This window comes from Janthinobacterium sp. PAMC25594 (assembly GCF_019443505.1).
Classification (GTDB): domain Bacteria; phylum Pseudomonadota; class Gammaproteobacteria; order Burkholderiales; family Burkholderiaceae_D; genus Janthinobacterium.
This window is the reverse complement of sequence record NZ_CP080377.1, coordinates 5,955,417-5,981,047: the sequence shown is the minus strand read 5'-3', so window position 1 is coordinate 5,981,047 and position 25,631 is coordinate 5,955,417. Positions and strand designations below refer to the sequence as shown.

Here is a 25,631-nt window from a genome sequence, read left to right as displayed (position 1 = left end):
TTTGTAACACTTTGTAATGGGTCGCCATCCCCCCTTGCCGACGCCGCGCGAGGCGTTACTATAGCAACTAATATAAGATAACACGACACCTTAAATGACCACAACCTCCACTTCCGGCAGCAACACGACTACGCAATCGATCCACGGCCACCAGGCAAAAATCATGGTGGTTGATGACGATGTGCGCCTGCGCGACCTGCTGCGCCGCTACCTGACCGAACAGGGTTTCAATGTCTTCACGGCAGAGAGCGCGACGGCCATGAACAAGCTGTGGCTGCGCGAACGCTACGACTTGCTGGTGCTCGATTTGATGCTGCCCGGCGAAGACGGCCTGTCGATCTGCCGCCGCCTGCGCGGCGCGGGCGACCAGACGCCGATCATCATGCTGACGGCCAAGGGCGAGGACGTGGACCGCATCGTGGGCCTGGAAATGGGTGCCGACGACTACCTGCCAAAACCGTTCAACCCGCGCGAACTGGTGGCCCGCATCGGCGCCGTGCTGCGCCGCAAGGGTCCCGATGAAATCCCGGGCGCACCGTCGGAAACACCGCAAACCTTCGAATTCGGCGACTTCGTGCTGGACCTGGGCACGCGCACCTTGAAAAAGAATGGCGAAACGGTGCCGCTGACAACAGGCGAGTTTTCCGTACTCAAAGTGTTTGCCCGCCATGCGCGCCAGCCGCTGTCGCGCGAAAAACTGATGGAACTGGCGCGCGGCCGCGAATACGAAGTGTTCGACCGCAGCCTGGACGTGCAAATCTCGCGCCTGCGCAAACTGATCGAACCAGACCCGTCGAGCCCGCTGTTCATCCAGACCGTGTGGGGCCTCGGTTACGTCTTCATCCCGGACGGACAGCCGCGCTGATCGCAGGCGAGGCATGATGAAGCTTGTTCCCGATATCAGCCTGGCGCGGCTGAAAAGCGGCCTGTTCTGGCGCACCTTTTTGCTGCTCGGCACCTTGACCACGGTCAGCATGATCACCTGGATCGGCATGATTTCCGTCATCCAGCGCGAGCCGCAGGCGCAGCAGATTTCCGCCCAGATCATTTCCGTCGTTACCATCACGCATGCGGCCCTCACGCACTCGGCGCCCGAGCTGCGGCGCGAGCTGCTGTTCGACCTCGTCAGCAATGAAGGCATCCGCATCTTCTCGCTGGAAGAGGACGACCGCATCGAGCCGCCGCCCGACAATTACCTGATGCCCGAGATCGAGGCGCAGGTGAAAGCCAAGCTGGGCAAGGACACGCGCTTTTCCGCGCGCGTCAACGGCGTGGCCGGTTTCTGGGTCAGCTTCAAGATCGATGACGACGAGTACTGGCTGATGCTGGACCGCGAGCGCCTGCGCGGCCTGACGGGCTTCCAGTGGCTGGGCTGGGCCAGCCTGGTGTCCCTGCTGTCGCTGCTGGGCGCGGCCATCATTTCCAGCCTGATCAATTTACCGCTGTCGCGCCTGACGGCGGCCGCGCGCGACATCGCCAAGGGCAAGCAGCCGGCGCCGCTGCCGGAAAAAGGCCCGATCGAAATCATCGAGGCGAACCGCAGCTTCAACCAGATGGTCGACGATTTGAAACAGGTGGAATCGGACCGCGCCGTGATTTTGGCCGGCATTTCGCACGACTTGCGCACGCCGCTGGCGCGCATGCAGTTGGAAGTGGAAATGGCCAACCTGTCGGACGAGGCACGCGAAGGCATCCAGTCCGACATCGGGCAGATGGACGCCATCATCGGCCAGTTCCTCGACTATGCCAAGCCGACGGAAACGTCGAGCTTTACGGACGTGGACTTGAGCGGCTTGCTGCTCGACATGACGCGCGAAGCGATGCGCCTGCCGGACGTGAAAATCAATGCCAGCATCGCCGAAAGCGCGCATGCGATGGGCAACCCCACCGACTTGCGCCGCGTGCTGAACAACCTGATCGAGAATGCGCGCCGCTATGGCAAGACGCCGGGCAGCGACGTGACGGAAATCGATATCGCCTGCCATCTGCGCACCAGCCACGGCGCGAAAAAGGTGATTATCGAGGTGCAAGACCACGGCACAGGCGTGCCGACGGAAAAGATCGAGCAACTGATGAAACCGTTCACCCGCCTCGACACGGCGCGCGGGCAAGCCAACGGTGCCGGCCTGGGCCTGGCCATCGTCGACCGCGTGCTGCTGCGCCACGGCGCCGAATTGCAGGTGCGCAACCGCGAAGGCGGCGGCCTGGCGTTTCAGATCAGCTTGCCGGCAGCATAAGCGGCGTTGATCGGCGTAGGTCGGCGTAGGTCGGCTTAGCGCAAAGCGCGTAAGCCGACACCACCAGCGGCCTTGGCCAACAATGTTGTCGGATTACGGCCTTACGGCCTAATCCGACCTACGCTGCCCAACAACGGTCAGGCTGGCGCCTGCTCCTGCGCCAGCAATTTATTCATCAACAATTCCGTCGCCCCGTAGCCATACAGGGAATCGCTTTCCATGCCCGGCGTATCGAAGGGGATCGATTCCTCACGGTTCAGCTTGGCAGGGTCGGCATCCGCATAGCTGGCGCGCCAGGCGCGTTGCAGAGACTCATTGCGGCGGATAAAGGCCGGCATGGGCCAGGCATCGCGCTCCCAGTGGGGGCTGTCGCCCAGCAGGGGCCAGCGCTCGTTGAGCAGGGCCATGTCGCCCGTGCGCAGGCGGCGCACGGCCTGTTCCGGCCGCAAGCCTTCCAGTTCTTCCAGCGCAGGCAGGCTGTCGCGCTTCGGCCCGAACATATACGCCAGCATGATGCGCCCGGCAGGGGCGCGGCGCGCCACCACGCCGACGGCATAGCCGCCGCCCGGCAGGGGCACGGCAAACCAGCTGCCTTCTCGGTATGGTAATGATCTCATCGTTGCAAACTCCCCCAAAATCGTGTTCGGGGCACAGTCTACGCGAAACGATACGAATGTGGCGCATGGTACGCCACAGCAACAAACCAATAGTTACACAATTTTCTCGTCATAGTGATACTGAGCAACAATCGGCCCCGCCTTGAACAGCGCTTCCTTCATGGCCGTATCCAGGCGCGCGTCGCGGCGGCGCATCCATTCGAGCAGCATGGCCGCTTCCTTGCGGCTGGTGTCGCCCGCATGCGCGAGCACGCGGCGCAGTTCCGGGTCCGTGCACGCCTCGAAACGCTGGCTGTTCAAGTCCAGCGCGTGCAGCGCGGCGATGGTGGCGCCGATGGCGCGGTGCATGTCGAGTGCCGTGGCCGGCAAACCCGATTCTTCCAGTGGGACGGTGGTCATGCGCATTCCTTTTCGCGTGGTGGTGACATCGGCTGCATTCTCCACCGCGCGGGCGAAAAGCTCAAGCGTCCACGACACGATTTCACCCGTTCGGCCATAATCATGGCTCAGCAACAGCCTAAACCTCGGCAGCGGGAGCCCCATGTTCAATTTCGACTTTTACAATCCGACGCAAATCCTCTTCGGCCAGGGCCAGATCGCCGCCATCGCCGGCCTGATCCCGCCGCAGGCGCGGGTCCTGATGACCTACGGCGGCGGCAGCATCAAGCGCAACGGCGTCTACGATGAAGTCAGGGCGGCGCTGGCCGGCCACACGGTGCTCGAATTTGCCGGCATCGAACCCAATCCCAGCTATGAAACCCTGATGCAGGCCGTGGCCCTCGTGAAAAGCGAGCGCATCGATTTCCTGCTGGCCGTCGGCGGCGGTTCCGTGGTCGATGGCACCAAGTTCATCGCCGCCGCCGCCCTGCATGAGGGCGAGGCGTGGGACATCCTGGCGAAAGGTGGCAAGATCGTCGAGGCCGCCCTGCCCTTCGGCACGGTGCTCACTTTGCCGGCCACGGGTTCCGAAATGAATGGTTCAGCCGTGATCACGCGCAAGGCCACGCAGGAAAAGCGCTCGTTCATGAGCCGCAAGGTATACCCGAAATTTTCCGTGCTGGACCCGTCGAAAACGTTCACCTTGCCGCTGCGCCAAGTGGGCAATGGCGTCGTCGATGCGTTTGCGCATGTGATGGAGCAATACCTGACCTACCCTGTGAACGCGTCCGTGCAGGACCGCTTCGCCGAAGGCATTTTATTGACCCTGATCGAGGAAGGCCCGAAAGCCCTGTCGCACCCGGACGACTACGACGTGCGCGCCAACGTGATGTGGAGCGCCACCCTGGCCTTGAACGGCCTGATCGGCGTGGGCGTGCCGCAAGACTGGTCCACGCACGCCATCGGCCACGAATTGACGGCCCTGTATGAACTTGATCACGCGCAAACCCTGGCCATCATCCTGCCCAGCATGTTGCGCGTGCGCAAGCAGGCCAAGCGCGCCAAGCTGCTGCAATACGCGGCCCGCGTCTGGGGCCTCGATGGCGGCGACGAGGATGGCCGCATCGAGGCGGCCATCGCGCGCACGGAATTTTTCTTCCGCCACATGGGCGTCAAGACGCGCCTGGCCGACTATGGCCTGAACCATGCCAGCGTGGACGCCGTCGTCGCCGCCCTGGAAGCGCACGGCATGACGGCGCTGGGCGAACAGCGCGAGGTGACGCCCACCGTCAGCCGCAAGGTGCTGGAACTCAGTTTGTAGATTCGCGCCACACTGTTGTAAAACGGTCAGCCAGCGGGACAGTTGGCCGTGCTTCATGCTAAGCTGTCATTTCGCTAGGGGTCCTGGAGCAGTCATCCGGGTGAGAGATACCCTTCGTACCTGATCTGGATAATGCCAGCGAAGGAAAGCGCAAAGTACCTCCCTCCTTTGATAGCTCCTGCGTTGGCGCCAGCCGAACAAGCAGCCTGCCGTGCTCTTTCCCAAGAGGCGGCTTGAACCACGAGCATTCTATGTCCACACCGAATTTATCTGTTTCCGTTTTGACCCTGGCCATCCTGCACGCGTTTGCCGCGCCCGCCCTGGCCGCGCATGACGGCGCCGAAGCGCAGGCCGACACGCCAAGCATGGCCGAAGTCGTCGTCACGGCCAGCAAGGCGCCGGCCGCCAAGCGCGCCTCCGTGGGCGGCTTTAGCGACGCGCCGCTGCTGCAGACACCCGCGTCCGTCACCGTCATTTCGCAAAAAGACATGCAGGACTTGCAGATCCGCAATCTCAGCGATGCCGTCAAGCTCGACGCCAGCATCAACGACGCCTACAACGCCGTCGGCTATGCGGAGCAATTTTCCATCCGTGGCTTCAAGCTCGACAACAATTCCAGCTACCGCAAGGATGGCGTGGCCATTCCTGGCGACACGCAAATTCCGCTGGAAAACAAGGAACGCATCGAAGTGCTGAAGGGCCTGGCCGGCTTGCAAGCGGGCGTGGCCGCGCCGGGCGGCGTGATCGACTTCATCGTCAAGCGCCCGACCAACACGCCATTGCGCACCGTCACCGTGGAAGCGCGCGAACGGGGCACCCTGTATGGCGCCATCGACCTGGGCGGCCGCCTGGAAGACACGCGCTTCGGCTACCGCATCAACGTGGCGGCCGAGCGCCTGCGTTCCTACATCAAGGGTGCGGATGGCAACCGCAAGTTCATTTCCGGCGCCTTCGACTGGCAGATTTCGCCGCAAGCGCTGCTGCAGCTCGATGCCGACTACCAGGACAAGGCGCAGGCGACGGCGCCCGGCTTCCAGTTGCTGAATAACACCACCTTACCGACCGGCATCAGCGCCGACGCCATGCTCAACCTGCAGCCGTGGACGCGCCCCGTGGAAACGGTCACCAGCAACATCGGCCTGCGCTTCCAGTACGCCTTCAACGACGACTGGCACGCCACCCTGTCGGCCAACCAGCACTCGTTCAAGCGCGACGACTACACGGCCTTCCCGTATGGCTGCAGCGGACAGGACCTGTACCCTGGCTTCTGCGGCAATGGCGACTACGACGTGTATGACTACCGTAGCCTGGGCGAGACGAAAAAGCCGCTGAGCGCGCAAGCCATGATCCAGGGCAAGTTCGCCACCGGTGCCCTGCGCCATGACTTCACGGCCGGCGTCTCGACCTTCCGCCGCAAGGACCGCGCCGGCCTGTACGTGTACGACTGGGTGGGCGTGAGCAACATCTATCAGCCGCAGATCGTCGGCACGTCGCCCGGCGTCACGGGCCCCGTGCGCCTGGTGCGCAAGGATACGGAAAACTCCGTCTTCGTGCAGGACATCGTCAGCCTGGCCCAAAACTGGAAGCTGCATGGCGGCTTGCGTCATATCGACGTCGACGGCTACCAGTATGTGTTGAAGGCCGACAAGGAAATCCGCGCCAAGCACGACTTCCTGCTGCCCAACGTCTCGCTCGTCTACACCCCGCTCGACAATGTGTCCGTGTATGCGGCCTATTCGCAAGGCATGGAACATGGCGGCACGGCCGACCGTAAGGCGATGAATGCCAACGAAGAGCTGACACCGAGCCGCTCGAAGCAGATCGAATTGGGCGTGAAGATGGATGTGACGCCGGACTTCATGCTGGCAGCCAGCCTGTTCCAGATCCGCAAGGGCCTGGAATTTCAGAATGCCGCCGGCTACTTCGTGCGTGAAGGCCAGGCGCAGCACCGTGGCCTGGAATTGTCCGCGCAAGGCAAGGCGACCCGCGACCTGAACCTGGGCGTCTCGCTGACGGCCCTGAACAGCCAGCAATCGAACACGGGCAGTGCCGACCTCGACGGCAAGCGCGTGCCGAACGTGCCCGCCTTCAAGGCGGCTGTGCATGCGGACTACGCCGTGCAGCAAGTGGCGGGCTTGAGCGTGAATGGCAGCTGGGAATATGCGGGCAAGAAAGCGTTTGAGTACAACAACACGACCTTCGTGCCGTCGTACCACGTGTTCAACCTGGGCGCCGCTTACGCCACGCGCATTGCCGGCACGCGCGCCGTGCTGCGCGCCGCCGTCAACAACGTGGCCGACAAGTTCTACTGGCGCGACGTGACGCCTGAGTCCGACGGTTACCTGTACCCGGGCGCCAGCCGCACGTTCAAGGTGTCGGCCCAGTTCGACTTTTAATTGAGGGAAATGGCAGGCGCCGCGGCAAGCGCCTGCCGCAGCAAAGGCGCCGCCTGTTCCAGGCGCGCCTCCAGGCTGTCGCGCAGCACGTGGTAGGCGATGCCGCGCGCGTCGAGCTCGTCGAGCAGGTAGCGGTAGATCAACTGGCGCACGGCTTCCGACTCGCGCTGCAAGCCGTCGGCTACCCACGGGCTGTCGGGCGCCGTCACCAACGTCACGTCGTACTGCGTGGCATCGGCCAGCGCCGCCAGCTGCACGTCGGCGCCATCAAAATAATGGCGGCTGTAGACCACCGTCATCAAGGGCGTGGTGTCGCAAAACAGGAATTGACGCGCTTGCGCGGCGGCTGCCGCTTCGCGTTCGACTTGCGTACGCGCAATACCATATTGGTCGGCCGCGACGGGCACCCTGCCCTGCGTTGCCACGAATTCGCGCAAGTATTCCGGCACCCAGACGGTGCCGTAGCACTCGGCCAGTGCGGCCGCCAGGGTCGACTTGCCCGACGATTCCGCGCCCAGGATCGCCACGCGCACGCAAGGCACCCTCACTTGAGGACCATCGCGTCGGGCGCGGCCGGCGCCGACTTTTTCCACGCCAGCAAGCCGATAATGGCCATCACGACGAAGAAGCCATACAGCACGGCCGTCAGGGTCAGGCCCTTGTGCAGGTACAGCCAGACATACAGCACATCGACGACGATCCAGGCAATCCAGTTTTCCAGTTTCTTGCGCGACAACAGGAATTGCCCCACCAGGCTACCTGCCGTGAGGAAACCATCCGCATGGGGCACGTCCGTATCCGTCGTCGTCAGCAGCCAGGCAATCAGCAGGAAGCCGATCAGCCAGCCCGCGGCGCAAGCCAGCCAGCCGCGTCCATTCAGACGCGTGACGGGCAGCGTCTTGCCGCCGCTGGCCGGATGCAGCCACTGGTACCAGCCCCAGAACGAGACGCTGATGAACAGCAGTTGCAAGGCCATGTCGCCATACAGGCGCGACTCGAAAAACACGAAACCGTAGGCGGCCGAGGAAATGATGGCGAATAGCCACGCCCAGTGATTCTGGCGGATATTCAGCGCAACGGTTGTCAGTGCCAGGACAAAGGAAATCAGTTCAAGCGGCGTGGTGGCAAAACCCAGCAGGAGAAGCGTATCGTTCATGGGAATCGTGATGAGGCTGGTGGCGCAGTATGCAATACCGGCCATGAATAAGCAAGATTGCCCGCGCCGTCACGCCCCTCCCCCCTCAGGCAAAGCCCCCTTGACGGCGCGCGCCAGCGAACGCCGCACGATCAGCTTGTGGAAAGGCCGGATCAGCAGGATGTAGGCGCGCCCCACCCAGTTGTGGCAATGCACGACGCTGGCCACGGTGACGCTGCCGAACTGTTCCTGCCCCGCGTCGCGCTGGCGCAGCACCGAGATGCGAAAATCAAGGTGGCTGTCATCCTCGCCCACGATGATTTCGTCGTCACTGACGGCAAAGATGCGAAAGATGCCGATGCGCTTGCCTGGCCTGGCTTCCATCTGCCTGGCCGTCTTGATGCCGAAGCACGCCACGATGGCGTCGCGCAGCACCATCAGCTTGCGCGCCCAGCCCGGCTGGCTGCCCAGCAGCTGGCGCGCCAGGCTTTCCATGTCCAGTTCGCGGGCGCGCGCAGTCGGCAGGTCGACGGCATACGCATCGGCCAGGTTGCTGCCCGGGTACAACGGGGCGATGCTGGCGCCGGGCGGCAAGGCCACGGCGCGGACGGCGATGTTCATCTCTTGCATGTGCTCTCCATGTGTTCAGTGATAACATGACCATCATACACGACAATGTGAACAGCGATAACATAGAATGACAACAACGAGCACCTATCATCACGGCAACTTGCGCGACACCCTGGTCGCCACCGCCATCGCGCAACTGGCGCAGCAGCACGACGCCGCCCTGTCGCTGCGCGAACTGGCGCGCACGGTGGGCGTATCGATCGCCGCCGTGTACCGCCACTTCCCCAGCAAGGAAGCCTTGCTGGCCGACGTGGCGGCGGCCGGCTTCGCCAGCCTGATCGCCAAATGGGAGGCAGAACTGCCGCCGCCGGGCAGCCTGCCCGCCGAGCAGCGTTTTCAGCTGCTCGGCCAGCAATACATCGAATTCGCCCTGGCCGCGCCCGCCCACTACCGGCTGATGTTCGAGCACCAGGACGTGCGCCAGTTCCCCGCCCTGCAGGAAGCGGCGCAAGCGTGCTTCCAGTATGTGCTGCAGACGGCCGGCGCGGCCGTGCGCGAAGCGGGTCTCGATGCGCGCTGGGACAAGGCCGCCGCCAGCGCCGGCTGGTCGCTGGGCCACGGCTACGTGATGCTGTTGCTGAGCGGTCGCCTGGCCATGGCGGACGGCGGCGACGCGCTGTCGCCGGCCATGGTGCCGCGCTTTTTTCAGTTGCCGGTGGAGGCGCTGCGGCAGGCGGCCTTGCCAGGAGGGACAACCGCAATACAGTCGAATTGACTCAGTTATCGGCAGGCAGAAGTCAGGGCCTGGCAAGCCCTGATATGGCGCTCACGCCAGAAAGCCCTGGCGCACCTGCTCGAGCAGGCGCTCCTCTTCATCCGTATCGGCATCGACTTGCGTGACCACGGTCCAGAACGGCGCGCACGTCTTGATCTGCTCGAAGGCATGGCGCGTTTCCAGCCGCACCATGGTTTTCCTGAGACTGTGCAGATAGCCTTCCTCGATGGCGCAGAGCAGTTCGTCATCTGCCGCGTCGATCAGCTCGCGCAGCGCGCCTTCGATCCTTGCGTAGCCCTCCTCCCACAGTTGGCCAATTTCCGGTACATCGTCTTCCATGCACTCGTTCGACCAGTCCGGAGGATAGTAATCGCGCTCCCTGTTACCGGGATCGGTGTCAAAGCTCAGCGAAAGCGATGGAAACGATACAGCATTGAAGGCAAAGGCTGAAAATACCTGATCCTTGAAAGCGGATGCGCCCAGCAGCGCCAGCGAGGCGCTGGCCAGCCTGAACCAGGTTGCCTCGACGTCGTAATCTGTTTCAAACGCGTGCCAATCCGGCGGCAAATCGGGAGTCTGGGGCATGGGGGGCCTGTCGAAAAAAATAGCGGTGGATCGTGCGAGGAATTATACGTGGCGCTTCTGAAACAGCAGTCGGCGGCCCCGTGTACGGTGCGGGTGACGCGGAGACCACAAACCGGCGAGTCAATACGACCCTTCGTCGCCAACGCCGCGAAAAAAAACCGCACCCGCCTAGGGAGCCGGGGCCAGGTCGGATATGCAGATAGACACTATTTCTTACGTGATGCTGCTGATCAGTGGCCGCCCGGCCATGGCGGACGGCGGCGATGATTTGTCGCCGTCCTGTACATATTCGTTATGCGAAATATCGTGAGCGTTAAGCGTTAGCCGGGGCCTGCAATGGACACATCCATCAAATGCCACGTCACGTCGTCGTCTGGCAAGTCGAGCAGCCAGTCGCGGCGCGGTCGCGGGAACGACGCGCCCTGGGTCAGCCACGCCTGGCGCCAGTACTGGTTGACGATGGCCTGCAGCGGATGGTCGGCCGCCACCCACGGTTGCCAGACCCCGCTGACCGGACAGGCTTGCCCGCAAGCGCAGCTCAACCATAGCTCGGGCCGCGCCACCTCGCGCAGCAAGCCGCGCGCCGCACGCGGTTCCACGGCGCCATGGTTGTGCCGTATCGTCAGGCACTGTTCCCATGTCACGGGGCCGTAACGGCTCTTGCCAGCGGCATCGAGCATGCTGAAATGGCGGAACTCTTCGCCTTTACGCAGCAGCCGGGCCGGTTCCGTCAAGCCCTGCCCACCGGCTGGTTGCCAGTATGCGGAAAACGGCGCAGCCGGCGCGTCGCTGTGCAAGCCGGTGGGATGCAGTGCATAGTCGGCGGCCAGGAAATATGGCTCTTTTGAAAGCGACGCGGCGCTTGGCTGCGGGGTGGCTGGCGGCGGACGGACGCCCATGGCGGCGTCAAGCAGGCTTTTTCGTTGACCATCCCAAGGCGGCAGATCAGCCGGTGGCAATGGCAAGATTTTATCGAGGTTGGGGAAGCGGCGATTGGGGTTGAAGCCGAGGGCGCTACTAAGCATACGATATCGCTCTCCTCGAGCCTTGTCCACATATGGCGCCAGCATATCGGCAAGATCAAAAGGTGAACCGAATTCAATTGCCAATGCATTTGCACAATCCTCACAACCAAACTTAACACCTTCATGCAACACCTTTAATGCACGACTTTTTGTTTCAGCGTTACGCGAGCCATTTATTTTCCCATTGGCAGCCCGTGGAGATACATACAAATAATGCAAATCAAATGCTGCGGGACCATATCCTTGCCCAAATGCACATTCCAGCATTTTTGTCGCTACCGGAATATTGGACCAATAGCCCGCCCCTTCACTGGCGGGTCCAACATTTAATTTATCCGCCAAAAATGTCATCGCCTGAGGATTTCCCATGACAGCAGCCTTTTGCCAGAATACATAGGCGCGAGTGATGTCGCCGTCAACGCCAGTGCTATTAGCATAAAACGTCCCCATCCGGTCATAAGCTGCCGGTATCCCGAGCCGCATCGCCTTTTCCACCAGTTGCACCGCTTCTTCCTCTCCATGCAAGGGATCGCGCCCTTCCACATACAAGCTGGCCAGATTGAGCATCGCCTTCCAGTGCAACCGCTCTGCCGCTTGACGCGTCAGATCAACGATTTTTTTGTAATCGCGGTCTTCCACGAAAATTTCAGGATCTTCCATGGCGCGCGCTTCGAGGAACCAGTCCTCGGCTTGCGCATCGATGGGCGGCACCTTGCTTGCCTCGATTTCGCAAATGAAGTCAGGAGCATGCGGATTGAAGAGCGGCAGGCTTTGGTTGCGCGGCAAGACTTTGTCGTCTGGCATTTTGCAGGCAAGCAGGCAGCACAAGACAATCAGCGACGCGAAGCGTCCTCTTGTGCCAGCCATGCTGGAGTGATTGCTATCCATTGCCTTATCCAAGATCAGGCAGGGACGCATCCATCAAATGCCACGTCACCTCGTCGTCAGGCAAATCGAGCAGCCAGTCGCGGCGCGGTCGCGGGAACGGCGCGCCCTGGGTAAGCCACGCCTGGCGCCAGTACTGGTTGACGATGGCCTGCAGCGGATGGTCGGCCGCTACCCACGGCTGCCAGACGCCGCTGACCGGACAGGCTTGCCCGCAAGCACAGCTCAACCATGGCTCGGGCCGCGCCACCTCGTGCAGCAAGCCGTGCACCGCGCGCGGTTCCACGGCGCCATGGTTGTGCCGTATCGTCAGGCACTGCTCCCATGTCACCGGGCCATAACGGGTCTTGCCAGCGGCATCGAGCACGCTGAAATGGCGGAACTCTTCGCCTTTGCGCAGCAGCCGGGCCGGTTCCGTCAAGCCCTGCCCACCGGCCGGTTGCCAGTATGCGGAAAACGGCGCAGTCGGCGCGTCGCTGTGCAAGCCCGTGGGACGCAGCGCATAGTGGGCGGCCAGGAAATACGGTTTTTGTAACAGCGAGGCGGCGCTTGGCTGCGGGATGGCTGGCGGCGGGCGCACACCCTTGGCGGCATGCAGCAAGGTATCCCTGTCGCCATTCCAAGGCGGCAGATCGGCGGGCGGTAGCGGCAAGACCTTGTCCAGATTAGGAAAGCGCGCATTGGGATTGAATCCCAGTTCACGATTAAGTACCGCATAACGTTCGCCGCGAGCTTTATCCACATATGGCGCCAGCATATCAGCAAGATCAAAAGGAGAACCAAATTCAATTGCCAATGCGCTCGCACATTCTGCGCAGCCAAACTTGACTCCCTCATGCAATACATTTAGAGCACGCTGTTTGGTTGTGGGAGTTCGATCGCCAATCTCATCACCATTCGCAGCTCTTGGTATTGCATACAAATAGTGCAAGTTAAACGCAGCAGGCCCGTATCCCTGAGAAAGCGCACATGCCATCATTTTTATCGCTACAGGAATATTGGCCCAATATCCAGGGATAGCACCGTCTGTTCCCGCTCTTAATTTCTCTCCTAAAAATGCCATCGCCTGAGGATTCCCCATGACGGCAGCCTTTTGCCAGAAAGCATAGGCGCGAGTGCTGTCGCCGTTGACACCCGTGCCATTCGCGTAATACGTCCCCATCCGGTCATAAGCTGCCGGTATGCCCAGCCGCATCGCCTTTTCCACCAGTTGCACCGCGTCTTCCTCACCATGCAAGGGATCGCGTCCTTCCACATACAGGCTGGCCAGATTGAGCATCGCCTTCCAGTGCAGCCTCTCTGCCGCTTGACGCGTCAGATCGACGATTTTTTTGTAATCGCGGTCTTCCACGGCAATTTCGGGATCTTCCATGGCGCGCGCTTCGAGAAACCAGTCTTCCGCTTGCGCATCGATGGGCGGCACCTTGTTCGATTCGATTTCACAAATAAAATCAGGGACATGTGGATTGAAGAGGGGCAGGCTTTGGTTGCGTGGCAAGACTTCTTCTTTGTCGTTTGGCATTTTGCAGGCGAATAAAGGGATACACAAGAAAACCACCAATACGGAACATGGCAGGCGAATGAATATATTTTGATACTTTTTCATGCTCACCCCAGACGTATGGTAGAACTTCGGCTATCTTCTAATGGCAACAAAAAACCAATCATTTTCTTTAATTTTGCTCCTCCTTGTTTTGCCAGCTTTTTCGTCCGATTGGCCTTCATTAAGTTTCCCCACTTTTCAAAAGCATCCACAATCTCCGCCTTCGTCCCCTCCCCGCCATCGACCAGTCCCCCGCTATGCATGCGCCACACCCGCTTGCGCAAATCGTGGGCCACGCGGCGGTCGATGGTGGCGATATTGATTTCGCTGTCGACGGCCATGCTGCGCTGGTTCAGGTTGGCGCTGCCCAAGGTCATGAACACGTCGTCGACCAGCATCAATTTGGAATGGATGTAGATTTCGCGGTAGCGCCATCGGTCGTTGTCAAACGCGCTGACATTGAGCATGGCCACCGATACCTTCAGCCCGAATTCGCTCTCGAGCGTCATCACGCCGGGTTTGTTGATGCCATTGGAATGCTGCACCACGTCGGGCAACTTGACTTCCGCCTCGGTGGAAATGCCGAATCCTGCCCTGACACGCCGGGTTTTCGGTCGCTTGTTGTAGTCGTCGATCATGGTGTTTTGGCCCGTCATGCCAGCGTGCTGCCCCAGTGCCGCCAGCGTATCGTGGGTGCGCGGCACCATCTGCGCGCGTTCCGGCACGGGGATGACGATGAACACGTGCATGACCGGCATATCACGCATGGTCTTGCCCGCTTTCAGGCTTCCGGCCTTCCAGGCGGCGACCACCTTCTTGCGCTCGGCCAGCAAGTGCCGGGCCCATTCTTCATACTGGAAATACTGGTTTTCCACATACAGGTAGCCGGCCGCCAGGCTGGCCTGGGTCACCGCGCGAAAATAGGTTTCCTTGATCGTCTTGTCTTGTTCCTCGGGCTGGGTCAGGACGATCTGCACGGTGGAGTCGTCCGGCCCGGCCTCGCGCAACAGCTGGGCCGGCGGGTTTTTACATGACGAATACCAACTCACGCATTCCCCGGCGGCCTGATGCGTGCGGTCGTCGATCGCGCGGTCCCATGCCTTCACGAAATTGTTGTACAGCGCGATCAATGCCTTGCCGCCGTCGATGCGGCAGGCATAATCCTGGTACGGTTTCAGCGTGGAGAACCCGCCGTCCGCGGCCATTCCCTGCAAACACTCGCGCCGCTCGTTGGCACCGCCCTGTTCGCGGCGCGTGTCGTCGAGCAGATGGGCGGTCGTGTCCCAATAATCGGTCACCGAGTTCAGGCCCATTACATAGCCGACGGCCTTGGATCCCTTTTCGTGGGAGAAATCGATCAGGATCGTCTTCTGGTGATGCGTGCCCAAGTAGCTCATGCCAGGCTTTTCAATTTCCCCCATCGTCAAGCCGTGCGGCTGGCTGGTTTCGGTCGCGATACTCTTGCCTATCGCATGGCTGTTGCCGTGCCGCAGGTGAATCGTCAGGCGCCCCAACAAGCCATGGAACGCGGCCGCATACCAGCTGTAGCAATATTCTTCACGCGCCAGCATAGGGATATCCTCGGGCGGTACCCTATCACCCCTGTAACCGCCGCTGAACATCTCTTTCCTGGCGACCGCATCCTGCAACATCGCCAGGCTGCCTTTTGCGCTGATGTTCTCAAAGCGCTGTCCACCGGTTTTCCACGGCGAGGTGCCGTGCGAATGGCCCGGCATATTGTGCACCATCGGCGAACCGATCCGGTCATGCCAGATCAGCAGGCGCACCCTGACGTGACGCCTCGTGGTGGCGTCGATCAGCAAGTCGCCAAACGTGTCGCCACGCGGCCAGGTGGCGCTGTTGCCGCGCACCAGTTCCATGCCCGGGTCGAAGCCCCAGCAGCACAGGTCGATGGAATCTTTAGCCCTGGCGATCTCGGCGGCGATGTCGGCGAACCCCTCCTGTCCGCAAATGAACAGCGTCAGCTTGTTGTTGTGCGTGATCGGGTGGCTGGCCTTGCCCTTCAGGTTGCGGTTTTCCAGCAGCCACTGGAGCGAACTGGTCGCAGTGCGTCCGACTTCGTCGATATGGGTGGTTTCGATGCGGCCGCTCGATTCCGGCATGGTGCTCTCCCGTCAGTGTCGTGAATCATTGAACCCCGCGGCCATCGGCGGTGTCGTCAAACGCGCGCAAACCGCGGTTCGACAGCTTATGTTCGCCGTCCGGCGCCGCGTTCGGGTCGAAGCGTGCGCTCGCCTGCAATGAAAACTCTTCGCCATTGCCAAGGACGACACGGTAGCGCGGCGTGCCGTCCTGGTGCGCGATCAGGATGCGGCCGAATTCGTCGGTCAGGCCTTGCTCGACTTCGGCCTCCCCGTTGTACAGCGTGTAAGGCACATTGGCGTACTGGCCGCCATCCGCATGGGCCTGTATCGTATGCTGCAATTGCCCCGCTACCGGCGCGATGGGCGGTTCCAGCTCTGGTTGCGGCCGGTTCTTCGGCGCCAGCGTTTCCAGGTTTCCATGGAACAGCGTCGGCGACGCGGTAAAAAACTGGACCTTGTCGCTAATTTCAAGCATGCAATCGGCGCCATGCAGGCGCACGCCTTTGCGGCCGCGAATATTCACCCAGTCGGCCTGGCTGATCAATTCCAGCACCTTGTTGGCGACGATATCGACCGCATCGGTTTGCGCCGCGATCTGCACCGGGCCAGCTGCGGCGATCAGTTTCATGCCAGCCTTGTGGACGAACAGGCGCAGCGCCGCGCCGATGCTGGCGAACAGGCCGCCGCCGGCCGCCAGCGACAGGTCGCGCCCGGTCGTCAGCGCAGTGTGCTCGGCGCTGGCGATATGAGTCGATTGCGCGGTCGTCGTTTCGATACCGGCCGGACTGGCCAGCACCAGATGCGGCTTCGATAGTTCGGGAAATGCGTTTTCGCCACTGCCGGCACCGCCCTTGATCGCGGCATGCTGGGCATTGAGCACATCGGCGGCGGCACCCTGCTGAGCGGCGCTTTCTTGCGCACCGTAATGCTGCGCCAGGGCGGCAAGCGCCTTGTGCCGCTCAGCAGCCTCGGCCAACCGGCGCAAGGTTTCATCCATGCTCTTGATATGCGAGGCGGCACCAGGGCGCGCCTCGGTGGTCAGCAACATGCCGCGGCCGGCGCGCGCCACGCCCCAGGCGTCTGACGCCAGTTCCCAGCCCTCGCCACGCGCATCCTTGCGCCCGCTGGCGTCTTCGATGCGGCTGATGCAGCCGAGCGACAATTGGCTGTGCTGATGATCGCTTTTCAGTTGCGTCTGGATGCGCTGGTGCGTATCGTCGAGCACCAACTGGTTGCCGCGCACGCCGTAGCCGCCGCCAGGCATCAGCTCGGCGCTGCGCCAGCCGCCCAGTACGCGTTGCCCCGGCAAATTCCACGGCGGCGCATGGTTGCCGTTGTACACCGCGCCGACGATGACGGGACGGTCGATATTGCCGTCGAGAAACTGGATCAGCACTTCCTGGCCGATGCGCGGCAACGCGATCTGGCCGAAGGCCTGGCCCGCCCATGGCGTCATGACCCGGATCCATGGCGAACTGCCCGCGTCGAACTTGCCCAGCCGGTCCCAGTGGAATTGCACCTTCACCCGGCCCAGTGCGTCGGTATGGATGGTTTCGCCTGCCGGCCCGGTGACGATCGCCGTCTGCACGCCGGGCAAGGCACAAGGCATGCTGTTGAACTGCCGCCCCGGATACCAGCGGATGCTCTTGCGGATGCAGCTAAAACGGTTTTCATACTGCGACTTCGCGCCCGTGCCTGCCTGGTAATTATTGCTGGCGATATGATCGACCGACAGGATCAGGTATTCGCGCGAGCCGATGTCCGGGCGCGCCGCCTCACCTCTGGCCGGTATGGCTTGCTTGCCGCTGAAGTGTCCGCCCAGCGTGAAACTGCGCCCGGCCTGGGCGCCGCGGTGATTGCCGCCAGCTTCGAAGTATTGCGCCTGGCAGTTCCGCGCCTCCAGGCGGCGTTGCGCCAGCGCTTCGCCGTCGCCCATGCCGGCATAGCCATAGCCGGTGTTTTGATACAGTTCATGGGCAAACACGTCGCCCTGCTGGTGCAGCGCATAGCCGCTGGCGCGGCTGGCATACGGATGCTTGTAGTTGAAGCTGGCCAGCGTGAGCGAGCCTGACGCGATCTTCCGTATTGGCTGCCAATCGCGTATGCCGTCGTGCTCCAGCGAGCCCGTGTCGCTGCGAAACACCATCTCGTCGGCTTCGCTGGCATCGCCATCGCCTGGATCGATGCTGTCGCTCAGCCAGGTATTGTCGCCCAAACAGAGCGTATGGCCATCGGCGCGATGTTCATACCAGTAATGGATACCCTGGTCTTCCCAGCGCCGGTGCAGATGGTTGTAATCAGTTTCATTATGCTGGTTGGCGCAGCTTAATATCGCTTTTTCCTCATGCAGCCGGTTTTGCCAGTCGCGCTGCAAATAATGATCGAAGGTCGTTTCGCTGATGTCGATGACCGTGCGTTCGTGGAACGAGACGTTGTCCATGCGCAGCCTGGAAAACGCCAGCCAGGGTTGCAGCACCATCTGGTAGAACGCGAAACCGCCATCGCTGCGCAACAGGCGAAATTCGCCGACATAACCATTAAAATGGCGCAAGCTGCCGTCATCGCGCACCATCGAAATCGTGACCATGCGTCCCATCATCGCTGTCAGGGGAACGTGGAGATTGTCGGACAGCAGTTCGACGTCGAAGCGGAAGTCGCGTGACATTTCCTCGTGTGCCCGCAAGCTGTTGACCAGCAGCGCGGTATCGGGCGGACCGTCCTCGCGCGGAAAATCCATGCGCAGCAAACGGCTGTCCTGGGTTCGCCAGCCCGCTCCGAAAAGACGCGCCAGATCGGCTGCCAGCTCGCCATCATCCATATTGCCTCCTTCGGATAGTTTCCCTGGTCCATGCTAACCATGGCGGACGCTGGCATATTGATGGAACGCAAACCAGTTGCCCATACGTAAAAAGCCGCATCGGCCCTGGGGCGGATGCGGCTTTGCGCTGGGGCAAGCTGAAGTTGAAGCTTACTTCTTGGCAGCTTTCGGATACTTGATCGTCATTTCCTTGAGCAAGTTATCCGCATGGTCCACTTCCTGCATCACCCACAGCATGTAGCGGATGTCGAGGTGGATGGCGCGCGTGATGGCCGTGTCGAAGTACCAGTCCTTGGTGATCGATTCATACGTGGAATCGAAGTTCAGGCCGATCAGCTCGCCGCGCTTGTTCATCACGGCCGAGCCGGAATTGCCGCCCGTGGTGTCCGCGCTGGTCAAAAAGTTGACGGGTACCGTGCCCAGCACCGGATCGCGGAACTGGCCGTAGCGTTTTTCCTTGACGGCGTCGAGCAGCGCTTGCGGCGCTTCGAACGGGGCCTTGCCCGTGACTTTCTCGACGATGCCTTCCACGGTCGTGAACGGTCCCTTGGTGATGCCATCGCGCGGCGAGTATGGCGAGACCGTGCCATACGTGACGCGCAGGGTCGAGTTGGCGTCAGGATACACCGGCTTGCCTTGTGTTTTCTTCCAGGCGATCACGGCTTGCATGTATTGCGGAATCACGCGTTCCAGGTTGCCGTCGATTTCCTTGCGGCGCTCTTCCAGCGCCGCTTCCACCGGCTGCAACTTGACGGCCAGCTGCATGAAGGCGTCGTCGGACCGGGCCACGGCAGCCTGGTCCTTTTCCAGCCAGGCCAGGCGCTTGGCCGTGTCAGCCAGTTGCGTCTGCTGGTACAGGGCCGCCACGGCCGCTGGCGCCGGCAGCAGCGCGTCCAGGCCTTGCGGATGGCTCTTCGCCGCCAGTTGCGCGTAACGCTTCAGACCCGCTTCAAACCGCGCCTGGTCGACCTTGTTGACATACGACTGTTCCAGGCGGGCCAGACGGGCCTTGATGAAGGCCAGGTCGCGCTGCTGGAAGCCCGATTCGCGCTCGGCGTCCGCTTTCTGGCGCTCCAGCGACAAACGGTAGACGGTGCGCGCGCTTTTCAGCAGATCGCTGTTGGTGGCGACCGTCCAGGCGAACTCTTCTTCGCTGAGGGCCATGTCGCTGGCGATCGCCGCGTCCAGTTCGGCCAGCAGGGTAGCCGACACATTCGGCTGCTTGGCGTACCAGGCGCGGAATTCGGCATCCTGCACGTCCTTGATGGCGGCAATGTCCTTGCGCGCGAAACCGTCGAGCAAGCCCTGGGTTTTCTTCAGCACGTTGTTGATGCTTTTCACCACGCTCGCATAGCGCACCGCGGAGGCCGCGTCGCCCTGCGTCGCATCGGCCATCACGGCCAGGTCGGCTTGCAGTTCGGACACTTTCAGGGGGAAGGCCGTATCGCGCGCGAAGCGGATTTCCGCCGGCAGCTTGTAGCGGCTGGTGCGGCCGGGGTAGCCCGCCAGCAAGATGCCGTCGCCGGCTTTCAAGCCTTCGGCCGAGACCACCAGGAAGTCCTTCGATTTATACGGCACGTTGTCGGGCGACGGGTCGGCCGGACGGCCGTCCTTGCCCACGTAGGCGCGCAGGAACGAATAATCGCCCGTGTGGCGCGGCCATTCGTAGTTGTCGATGTCGCCGCCGAAGTTGCCGATCTTGTCCGATGGCGCGTACACCAGGCGCACGTCGCGTATCATCATCTGGCGGATGCGGTAGTACTCGAGGCCGCGGTGGAAGGCGGGCACGGAGCAGCGGTACATCTTGTCCGTTTCGCATTCGGCGATCAAGTCCTTGACGCGCTTTTCCACCGCTTCGTGGCGCGCGCGGCCGCTCATGTCGGCCGTCAAGCCTTTCAGTACGCGCTCGCTGACGTTCTCCACCTTGTCGGTCACATACACGAGGCTGTTCGGACCGCCCGGAAGCTCTGCGGCGCGCGTCTTGGCCAGAAAGCCGTTGGTGATGTAATTGTGTTCCGGCGTGGAATTGCGCTGCACGGCGCCATACGCGCAATGGTGGTTCGTCACCACCAGGCCCGCGTCGGAGACGAAAGCGGCCGAGCAGCCGCCCAGCGAGACGATGGCGCTCATCGGGTGCTTGCTCAGGTCGGCCAGTTTTTCCGCAGGAATTTCGATGCCGACCCGTTTCAGTTCGGCTTTCAGCTGTGGCAGCTGGTGTGGTTGCCACTGCCCTTCGTCGGCGTGTGCGCCGGCGAACGCCCCCAACAAGGCGACTGGTAAAACGATTGTCTTGAACAAGATATGCTCCTCCATAAAAAGCAGGCGAAAGTATAGCCTGTCCAAGGGGGCCGGGTCGGCAAAAAATTAACCCATTGCAATTTCCGTATCAGGCGGCCGGCCGCCCCGCTCCCGGCAAGGGAATCTGCAGGGACAAACGGCAACCGGCGCCCGAGGCCGGCATGCCCACCTCGAAGTGGCCGCCCAGCGCCGTCACGCGTTCGGCGATGCCGATCAGGCCAAAGCACTGCTTCTTGCGCTGCTGCTGCGGCGTGATGCCGATGCCGTTGTCGCTGATGACCACATACACGGCGCAGGCATCCGAACTGAGCTCGATCTCGACCTGGCTGGCCTGCGCATGGCGCATGACGTTGCTGAGCGCTTCCTGCACGATGCGGAACAGCACGATCTCGACCTGGCTGCCGATGGCGGCAAACAGGGCCTCGTCGCGTATCAGCAGGCGGCAAACGACGCCGCTGCGCTTGCGGAAGTCTCCCACCTGCCATTCGATGGCGGCCTGCAAGCCCAGGTCCAGCGCCATCGGGCGCAGCTCGTTCATAATGCCGCGCACGCTCTTGATAGTGGTGTCGACATTGCTGAGCACGGCGCCAACGCGCCGGTGCAGGCGCGGATGGGAACCTTCCGTGCGCGCGCTGAGCATGGAAATATCGATGCGCAGCGCCAGCAGGTTTTGCCCCAGTTCATCGTGGATATCGCGCGAAATGCGCTTGCGCTCGTCTTCCTTGGCCGTTTCCAGGTGCAGCGCCAGCTGGCGCAACTGCGCATGCGACTGGCGCAACGCGCCATCCATCAGCTTGCGCTCGGTAATGTCCGTGTGCGCCACCACCACGCGCAGCGGCCCTTCACCGAGGAAACGGCTGATCCTGGCCTGCGACCAGCGGGGGCCTGAGCGCGTGGTAAATTCATACTCGAGCGCAAACGTGTCGGCCGTGCCGGCAATCACGGCGCGGATGCCGGCGGACAGCTCGCGTCCGGCGCTGCGCTGCCAGCGCGGGTCCGTCTCGCAGAATTCCAGGTACTGCAGCGGCCGTGGCGTGTGCCCGACGAAGGCCAGGCACGCCTGGTTGGCATGCACGAGGCTGCCCGCCTGGTCCAGCACCAGCACCCGGTCCGTCAGCGAATCGATGGTGGCGTGAAAGAAGCGCTCGGCATCGCGCAAGGCTTCCTGTGCCCGCTCGCGCTGCTGCACTTCCAGCTGCAGATGCTGGTTGGCGCGCAGTAATTCGGCCGTGCGGTCGATGACGCGCTGGTCCAGTTCGCGGTGCAGTTCGCGCAAGTCCGCTTCGGCCAGCTTGCGTTCCGTGATATCGGAAAACACGCCGACAAAGTGGCTGATGCTGCCGTCCGGGCTGCGCATGGGCGTGATCGACAGCGATTCGACGAAGCGCTCGCCATTCTTGCGCCGGTTCACCAGTTCGCCATACCAGCTGCCATCCTGGTGCAGGCTGCGCCACATGGCTTCATAAAAATGCGGCAAATGCGTGCCGCCGCCGAGGAAGGACGGATCGCGCCCGATGGCTTCCTCCGCCTGGTAGCCGGTGATGGTGGTGAAGGCGGGATTGACGGAAATGATGCGGTTGCCGCTGTCCGTCACCAGCACGCCTTCGCGGATGCTGTCGAGGATGACGAAAGCGCGCCGCAAGGCCGATTCGCGCGCATGCTCGTCGCCCAAGTCCGTCACCAGCATGCGCGCCGTGGCGCTGGCCGCGTCGAAATTGGCCTCGATGCGCACCATGCCGCCCATGCCGCCCGCTTCGCCTTCGAACAGTTGCGCCTCGAGCACCTGGCGCGCGCCGCTGGCAAAGACGGCATCGAGAAAGCGGCGGAAGCTGCCTTGCGCCTGCGGCGCGACAAATTGCTCGAAGCGCCGCCCCAGCAGCTGGTTCTTGTCACGCTGCAACAAGCCGCAGGCCGCCACATTGACACGCGTGATGACGCCCTCGCGCGCCAGCGAAAAATAGCTGACGGGCGCCTGTTCATACAGCTGCGCATAACGGTCGCGGCTGCTTTCAAACTCATTCTTCAGCTGTTCCAGCTCGGCCAGGGCCGCACTCTGCATTTCCAGCTCGATCTGGCTGACCTGCAATTCATGCAGCTGGCGCATCACCTCTTCATTCGACTGCGGCGGCGCGATGGACTGACGCTGCAGCGCCGCCAATTGCTCGGCCTGCTCTCGCAACCTGGCCGGCCCGCACCCGTCGTCGAATGGTTCGCTCATGACGCGCTCTCTCCCGCTTTCCCGTCTGCCGCGGCGCCGGACTGGATTTGCCGCAACTGGGCTTCCAGCAGTTTCGACTCTGTAATGTTGATGAAGGTCACCACCACGCCATCGATCACATTTTCCACCGTGCGGTACGGCATGATGCGCACGTTGTACCAGCGCCCGTTCTTGGTTTCCACTTGCCGCTCGCAAAATACCAGGCTGCGGATCACTTCCAGCGCATCGTCTTCCAGGCCCGGATAATCGAGGTCGTTGACGATGTCGCTGAGCGGGCGGCGCAAGTCCGTCTGGATCAGCTTGTAGATTTGCGTGGCCGGCGCCGTGAAGCGGCGGATGCGCAGCTCGCTGTCGAGGAAAATGGTGGCGATATCGGTACTATTGAGCAGGTTTTTCATGTCGCTGTTGACCAGCGACAAATCATCGACCTTCGATTGCAGCTCGGCATTGACGGTGTACAACTCCTCATTGAGCGACTGCATCTCTTCCTTCGACGTCGTCAGCTCTTCGTTCGCCGATTGCAATTCTTCATTGGTCGACTGTAATTCCTCGTTGGCCGATTTGAGCTCTTCGCGCGAGGTCTGCATTTCGTCGCGCACGGCCTGGATTTCATTGCGCGCCTGGATCAACTGCTGCTCCAGCTCCAGCATCTTGGGACTCGACGAGCGGCCCCGGCGCGGCGTAGCCGCCAGCGGCACGCTGGCAAACGTGACGAAGACCATGCCGCAGAGCGCTTCGGGCTGACGCAAGGCTTCCGCCGTCAAGTCCACGCCCTGCGCCGGCCCTGCGTGATCCTTGAGCACCAGGCCTGTCAGGCGCACCAGGCTGTCGCTTTGCAGCGCCTGCGTGATCAGCCCCGCCAGCTCGTAGCGCAAGCCCTCGCGCGCCATCGCGTGGATATTCCAGTTGGCCTTGCCAGCCGCCGGTTCGAGGAAGGCGCCCGTGCGGCCGTTGATATACAGGATATCCCCCTCCTGGTTCAGCAGCACGGCCGCAGGCGAATATTTCTGGAGCAATAATTGCTCGACATGGGATTGGATTTTTCCGGGCATGCTGACGTCTCTCGTGTCGCTGGGGGGAGGAGGAGTGGCCGACGATACCTTCGTGGGAAAGTACGTCAGCAAGCGCTGGCGCGCCAGGTTGTCGAGGCGCCGGTACAGCCGGGTCGATGTGGTCAGCGGCGCGAACAGCTCGGAAAAATGTCCGGGCGTGTCGGCGCTGCCCAACAGTAAAACGCCATCGCGGTTCAAGGCGTAATGAAACAGGGGAATCAAGCGCTGTTGCAGCTTGGCATTAAGATAAATCAACAGGTTGCGGCAGCACAGGATATCGAGCTTGGTGAACGGTGGATCGGAAATGACATTTTGCTGGGCAAAGATGATCATGTTGCGGATCTCTTTCCTGACCAGGTAATCGCTCTTGTCCTGCATGAAAAACCGTTCCAGGCGCTCGGTCGACACTTCGCTGCTGATCGTTGGCGGAAAACGGCCCTGGCGCGCGCGGTCGATGGCGTCGGCCGACAGGTCGGTGGCAAAGATCTGCAGGCTGTATTTCGACGGCGGGTTGCTGCTGGCCACCACTTCATGGAAGACCATGGCCAGCGAATAGGCTTCCTCGCCCGTGGAACAGGCCGGTATCCAGGCCTTGAAGGCGCGCCCGTCCGGGTGGGCCGCCAGCATTTGCGGCACCACCACCATCTTCAGGTACTCCCACACCTTCGCGTCGCGGAAAAAATTCGTCACGCCGATCAGCAACTCCTTGAACAGCAGGTCGATTTCCGCAGGATTGTTGCGCAGATAGGGAATGTACTCTTCCATCGACGTCATCTGGTACAAGCTCATGCGGCGCTCGATGCGGCGCAGCACCGTATTGATCTTGTAGTCCGAGAAGCTGTTGCCCGTATGTTCGGACAGCAAGGCGACAATTTCCTGCAATGCATTGCGTCCGCTCGGCTCCTTGCCCGGCACCGCCAGGAAGCTGCTGCGAAACAGGTAACTGACGATCTTTTCCGGCATCTTGTCGGGAAAATCGACGAGGTCCACCGCGTCGGCGGAAATCGCGCTTTGCGGCATCATGTCGAACTTGGCCGTATCGGGATGCTGGGCCAGGGTCAGGCCACCGGCCTGCTTGATGGCCTGCAAGCCGCGCGTGCCGTCGCTGCCCATGCCGGACAGAATCACGCCCACGGCCAGTTCGCCCAGCTCGGCCGCCAGGCTTTCGAAAAAGGCATTGATGGGCAGGCGGTGTCCGCGCAGCTGCAGCGGCTCGCTGAGCACAAAGTGTCCCTTGGACAGGCCCAGGTCCGCATTGGACGGGATCACATAGATATGGTTCGGCTGCAGTGCGGCGCGCTGCGTGATTTCCGTGACGGGAATACTGGTGGCGCGCTGCAGCAGTTCCGGCAACATGGCTTTTTGTGTGGGATCCAGGTGCTGGATCACCACATAGGCGATGCCGCTCTGCGGCGACACATTCGTCAGGAAAGCGACAATCGGGTCGAGACCACCGGCCGACGCGCCGATGGCCACCACGGGAAAATCGATGGCGGCCACCTCATGCGCTGGAGCTTTGCTGTGTTTGCTGCGTGTCATCGTCGGCAAGAATGCAGCCACGGCACGTGCGCCAGGCTGGCGGATGGATAATCTTGCATTCTAGCACCCAAGATGCACGGGAAAACGCGAATTTGGCACAGGTTTTTCAGCCTGCGCCAGCCTGCCGCCTACTG

18 protein-coding genes and 1 riboswitch are annotated in these 25,631 nt (G+C 61.9%); of the genes, 5 read left to right on the top strand and 13 right to left on the bottom strand.

Annotated features, from left to right (window positions below):
• Positions 1–163 precede the first annotated feature (163 nt).
• Together ompR and KY494_RS26790 are read left to right on the top strand one after the other, a co-directional pair.
• Positions 164–865: a two-component system response regulator OmpR gene (gene ompR, locus KY494_RS26795; protein WP_223278807.1), complete on the top strand. Its 702-nt coding sequence runs from the start codon at positions 164–166 to the stop codon at positions 863–865.
• A 13-nt stretch (positions 866–878) separates the two neighbouring features.
• A complete protein-coding gene (locus KY494_RS26790; RefSeq protein ID WP_219888834.1) occupies positions 879–2,237 on the top strand; it encodes a sensor histidine kinase in 1,359 nt (452 codons plus the stop codon).
• A gap of 137 nt (positions 2,238–2,374) precedes the next feature.
• On the opposite strand, the gene KY494_RS26785 is transcribed toward KY494_RS26790, so the two are convergent.
• Together KY494_RS26785 and KY494_RS26780 are read right to left on the bottom strand one after the other, a co-directional pair.
• Positions 2,375–2,854, bottom strand: coding sequence for an Imm26 family immunity protein (locus KY494_RS26785; protein WP_219888833.1), 480 nt, complete (start codon positions 2,852–2,854; stop codon positions 2,375–2,377).
• A gap of 93 nt (positions 2,855–2,947) precedes the next feature.
• A complete protein-coding gene (locus tag KY494_RS26780) occupies positions 2,948–3,253 on the bottom strand; it encodes a hypothetical protein (RefSeq protein WP_243136503.1) in 306 nt (101 codons plus the stop codon).
• A gap of 142 nt (positions 3,254–3,395) precedes the next feature.
• Here KY494_RS26780 and KY494_RS26775 point away from each other — a divergent pair, with 142 nt between their 5' ends.
• Together KY494_RS26775 and KY494_RS26770 are read left to right on the top strand one after the other, a co-directional pair.
• Positions 3,396–4,553 carry an iron-containing alcohol dehydrogenase gene (locus KY494_RS26775; protein ID WP_219888832.1) on the top strand — a complete coding sequence of 386 codons (1,158 nt, stop codon included), beginning with the start codon at positions 3,396–3,398 and terminating at the stop codon, positions 4,551–4,553.
• A 66-nt stretch (positions 4,554–4,619) separates the two neighbouring features.
• Positions 4,620–4,717, top strand: a riboswitch (TPP riboswitch).
• A gap of 87 nt (positions 4,718–4,804) precedes the next feature.
• Entirely contained in the window at positions 4,805–6,949 is a 2,145-nt protein-coding gene (locus tag KY494_RS26770; RefSeq protein ID WP_219888830.1) for a TonB-dependent siderophore receptor, read from the top strand.
• Here the strand turns inward: KY494_RS26770 and KY494_RS26765 are convergent.
• From KY494_RS26765 to KY494_RS26755, 3 genes are all read right to left on the bottom strand, one after another.
• On the bottom strand, positions 6,946–7,476 hold the full coding sequence (locus KY494_RS26765; RefSeq protein WP_219891757.1) for an AAA family ATPase: 531 nt from the start codon (positions 7,474–7,476) through the stop codon (positions 6,946–6,948). The two genes, KY494_RS26770 and KY494_RS26765, sit on opposite strands and share 4 nt — an antisense overlap.
• Before the next feature lie 17 nt (positions 7,477–7,493).
• Positions 7,494–8,105 carry a nicotinamide riboside transporter PnuC gene (gene pnuC / locus KY494_RS26760; RefSeq protein WP_219133530.1) on the bottom strand — a complete coding sequence of 204 codons (612 nt, stop codon included), beginning with the start codon at positions 8,103–8,105 and terminating at the stop codon, positions 7,494–7,496.
• 69 nt (positions 8,106–8,174) lie between these two features.
• Positions 8,175–8,714, bottom strand: coding sequence for a DUF2867 domain-containing protein (locus tag KY494_RS26755; RefSeq protein WP_258194488.1), 540 nt, complete (start codon positions 8,712–8,714; stop codon positions 8,175–8,177).
• 67 nt (positions 8,715–8,781) lie between these two features.
• Here KY494_RS26755 and KY494_RS26750 point away from each other — a divergent pair, with 67 nt between their 5' ends.
• Entirely contained in the window at positions 8,782–9,429 is a 648-nt protein-coding gene (locus KY494_RS26750; RefSeq protein WP_219133534.1) for a TetR/AcrR family transcriptional regulator, read from the top strand.
• A 51-nt stretch (positions 9,430–9,480) separates the two neighbouring features.
• Here KY494_RS26750 and KY494_RS26745 read toward each other — a convergent pair whose 3' ends face one another.
• The 8 genes from KY494_RS26745 to KY494_RS26710 all read right to left on the bottom strand — a co-directional run bounded on the left by KY494_RS26745 (position 9,481) and on the right by KY494_RS26710 (position 25,497).
• Positions 9,481–10,014: a hypothetical protein gene (locus KY494_RS26745; protein ID WP_219888828.1), complete on the bottom strand. Its 534-nt coding sequence runs from the start codon at positions 10,012–10,014 to the stop codon at positions 9,481–9,483.
• Positions 10,015–10,334: 320 nt separating this feature from the next.
• Entirely contained in the window at positions 10,335–11,927 is a 1,593-nt protein-coding gene (locus KY494_RS26740) for a tetratricopeptide repeat protein (protein WP_219888826.1), read from the bottom strand.
• A 4-nt stretch (positions 11,928–11,931) separates the two neighbouring features.
• Complete coding sequence (locus KY494_RS26735; protein WP_219888825.1) at positions 11,932–13,530, bottom strand: tetratricopeptide repeat protein; 1,599 nt, start codon at positions 13,528–13,530, stop codon at positions 11,932–11,934.
• Between the two features lie 2 nt (positions 13,531–13,532).
• Positions 13,533–15,590 (bottom strand): phosphatidylserine/phosphatidylglycerophosphate/cardiolipin synthase family protein, encoded by a 2,058-nt coding sequence (locus tag KY494_RS26730; RefSeq protein WP_219888823.1) that lies wholly within the window; start codon positions 15,588–15,590, stop codon positions 13,533–13,535.
• A 25-nt stretch (positions 15,591–15,615) separates the two neighbouring features.
• Positions 15,616–18,390 carry a type VI secretion system Vgr family protein gene (locus KY494_RS26725; protein WP_219888822.1) on the bottom strand — a complete coding sequence of 925 codons (2,775 nt, stop codon included), beginning with the start codon at positions 18,388–18,390 and terminating at the stop codon, positions 15,616–15,618.
• A 150-nt stretch (positions 18,391–18,540) separates the two neighbouring features.
• Positions 18,541–20,688 (bottom strand): S46 family peptidase, encoded by a 2,148-nt coding sequence (locus tag KY494_RS26720; protein WP_375143421.1) that lies wholly within the window; start codon positions 20,686–20,688, stop codon positions 18,541–18,543.
• Positions 20,689–20,776: 88 nt separating this feature from the next.
• A complete protein-coding gene (locus KY494_RS26715; RefSeq protein WP_258194486.1) occupies positions 20,777–22,906 on the bottom strand; it encodes a PAS domain S-box protein in 2,130 nt (709 codons plus the stop codon).
• Positions 22,903–25,497 (bottom strand): chemotaxis protein CheB, encoded by a 2,595-nt coding sequence (locus KY494_RS26710; protein ID WP_219888819.1) that lies wholly within the window; start codon positions 25,495–25,497, stop codon positions 22,903–22,905. Before KY494_RS26710 ends, KY494_RS26715 begins: the two co-directional genes overlap by 4 nt.
• Positions 25,498–25,631 lie beyond the last annotated feature (134 nt).

Excerpts from the sequence above, each read along its gene's own strand:
- KY494_RS26750 (WP_219133534.1), top strand. The coding sequence starts at position 8,782 with ATGACAACAACGAGCACCTATCATCACGGCAACTTGCGCGACACCCTG.
- ompR (WP_223278807.1), top strand. The coding sequence starts at position 164 with ATGGTGGTTGATGACGATGTGCGCCTGCGCGACCTGCTGCGCCGCTAC.
- KY494_RS26730 (WP_219888823.1), bottom strand. The coding sequence starts at position 15,590 with ATGCCGGAATCGAGCGGCCGCATCGAAACCACCCATATCGACGAAGTC.
- KY494_RS26710 (WP_219888819.1), bottom strand. The coding sequence starts at position 25,497 with ATGACACGCAGCAAACACAGCAAAGCTCCAGCGCATGAGGTGGCCGCC.
- KY494_RS26780 (WP_243136503.1), bottom strand. The coding sequence starts at position 3,253 with ATGACCACCGTCCCACTGGAAGAATCGGGTTTGCCGGCCACGGCACTC.
- KY494_RS26775 (WP_219888832.1), top strand. The coding sequence starts at position 3,396 with ATGTTCAATTTCGACTTTTACAATCCGACGCAAATCCTCTTCGGCCAG.
- KY494_RS26785 (WP_219888833.1), bottom strand. The coding sequence starts at position 2,854 with ATGAGATCATTACCATACCGAGAAGGCAGCTGGTTTGCCGTGCCCCTG.
- KY494_RS26725 (WP_219888822.1), bottom strand. The coding sequence starts at position 18,390 with ATGGATGATGGCGAGCTGGCAGCCGATCTGGCGCGTCTTTTCGGAGCG.
- KY494_RS26745 (WP_219888828.1), bottom strand. The coding sequence starts at position 10,014 with ATGCCCCAGACTCCCGATTTGCCGCCGGATTGGCACGCGTTTGAAACA.
- KY494_RS26735 (WP_219888825.1), bottom strand. The coding sequence starts at position 13,530 with ATGAAAAAGTATCAAAATATATTCATTCGCCTGCCATGTTCCGTATTG.
- KY494_RS26790 (WP_219888834.1), top strand. The coding sequence starts at position 879 with ATGATGAAGCTTGTTCCCGATATCAGCCTGGCGCGGCTGAAAAGCGGC.
- pnuC (WP_219133530.1), bottom strand. The coding sequence starts at position 8,105 with ATGAACGATACGCTTCTCCTGCTGGGTTTTGCCACCACGCCGCTTGAA.
- KY494_RS26770 (WP_219888830.1), top strand. The coding sequence starts at position 4,805 with ATGTCCACACCGAATTTATCTGTTTCCGTTTTGACCCTGGCCATCCTG.
- KY494_RS26715 (WP_258194486.1), bottom strand. The coding sequence starts at position 22,906 with ATGAGCGAACCATTCGACGACGGGTGCGGGCCGGCCAGGTTGCGAGAG.
- KY494_RS26740 (WP_219888826.1), bottom strand. The coding sequence starts at position 11,927 with ATGGATAGCAATCACTCCAGCATGGCTGGCACAAGAGGACGCTTCGCG.
- KY494_RS26755 (WP_258194488.1), bottom strand. The coding sequence starts at position 8,714 with ATGCAAGAGATGAACATCGCCGTCCGCGCCGTGGCCTTGCCGCCCGGC.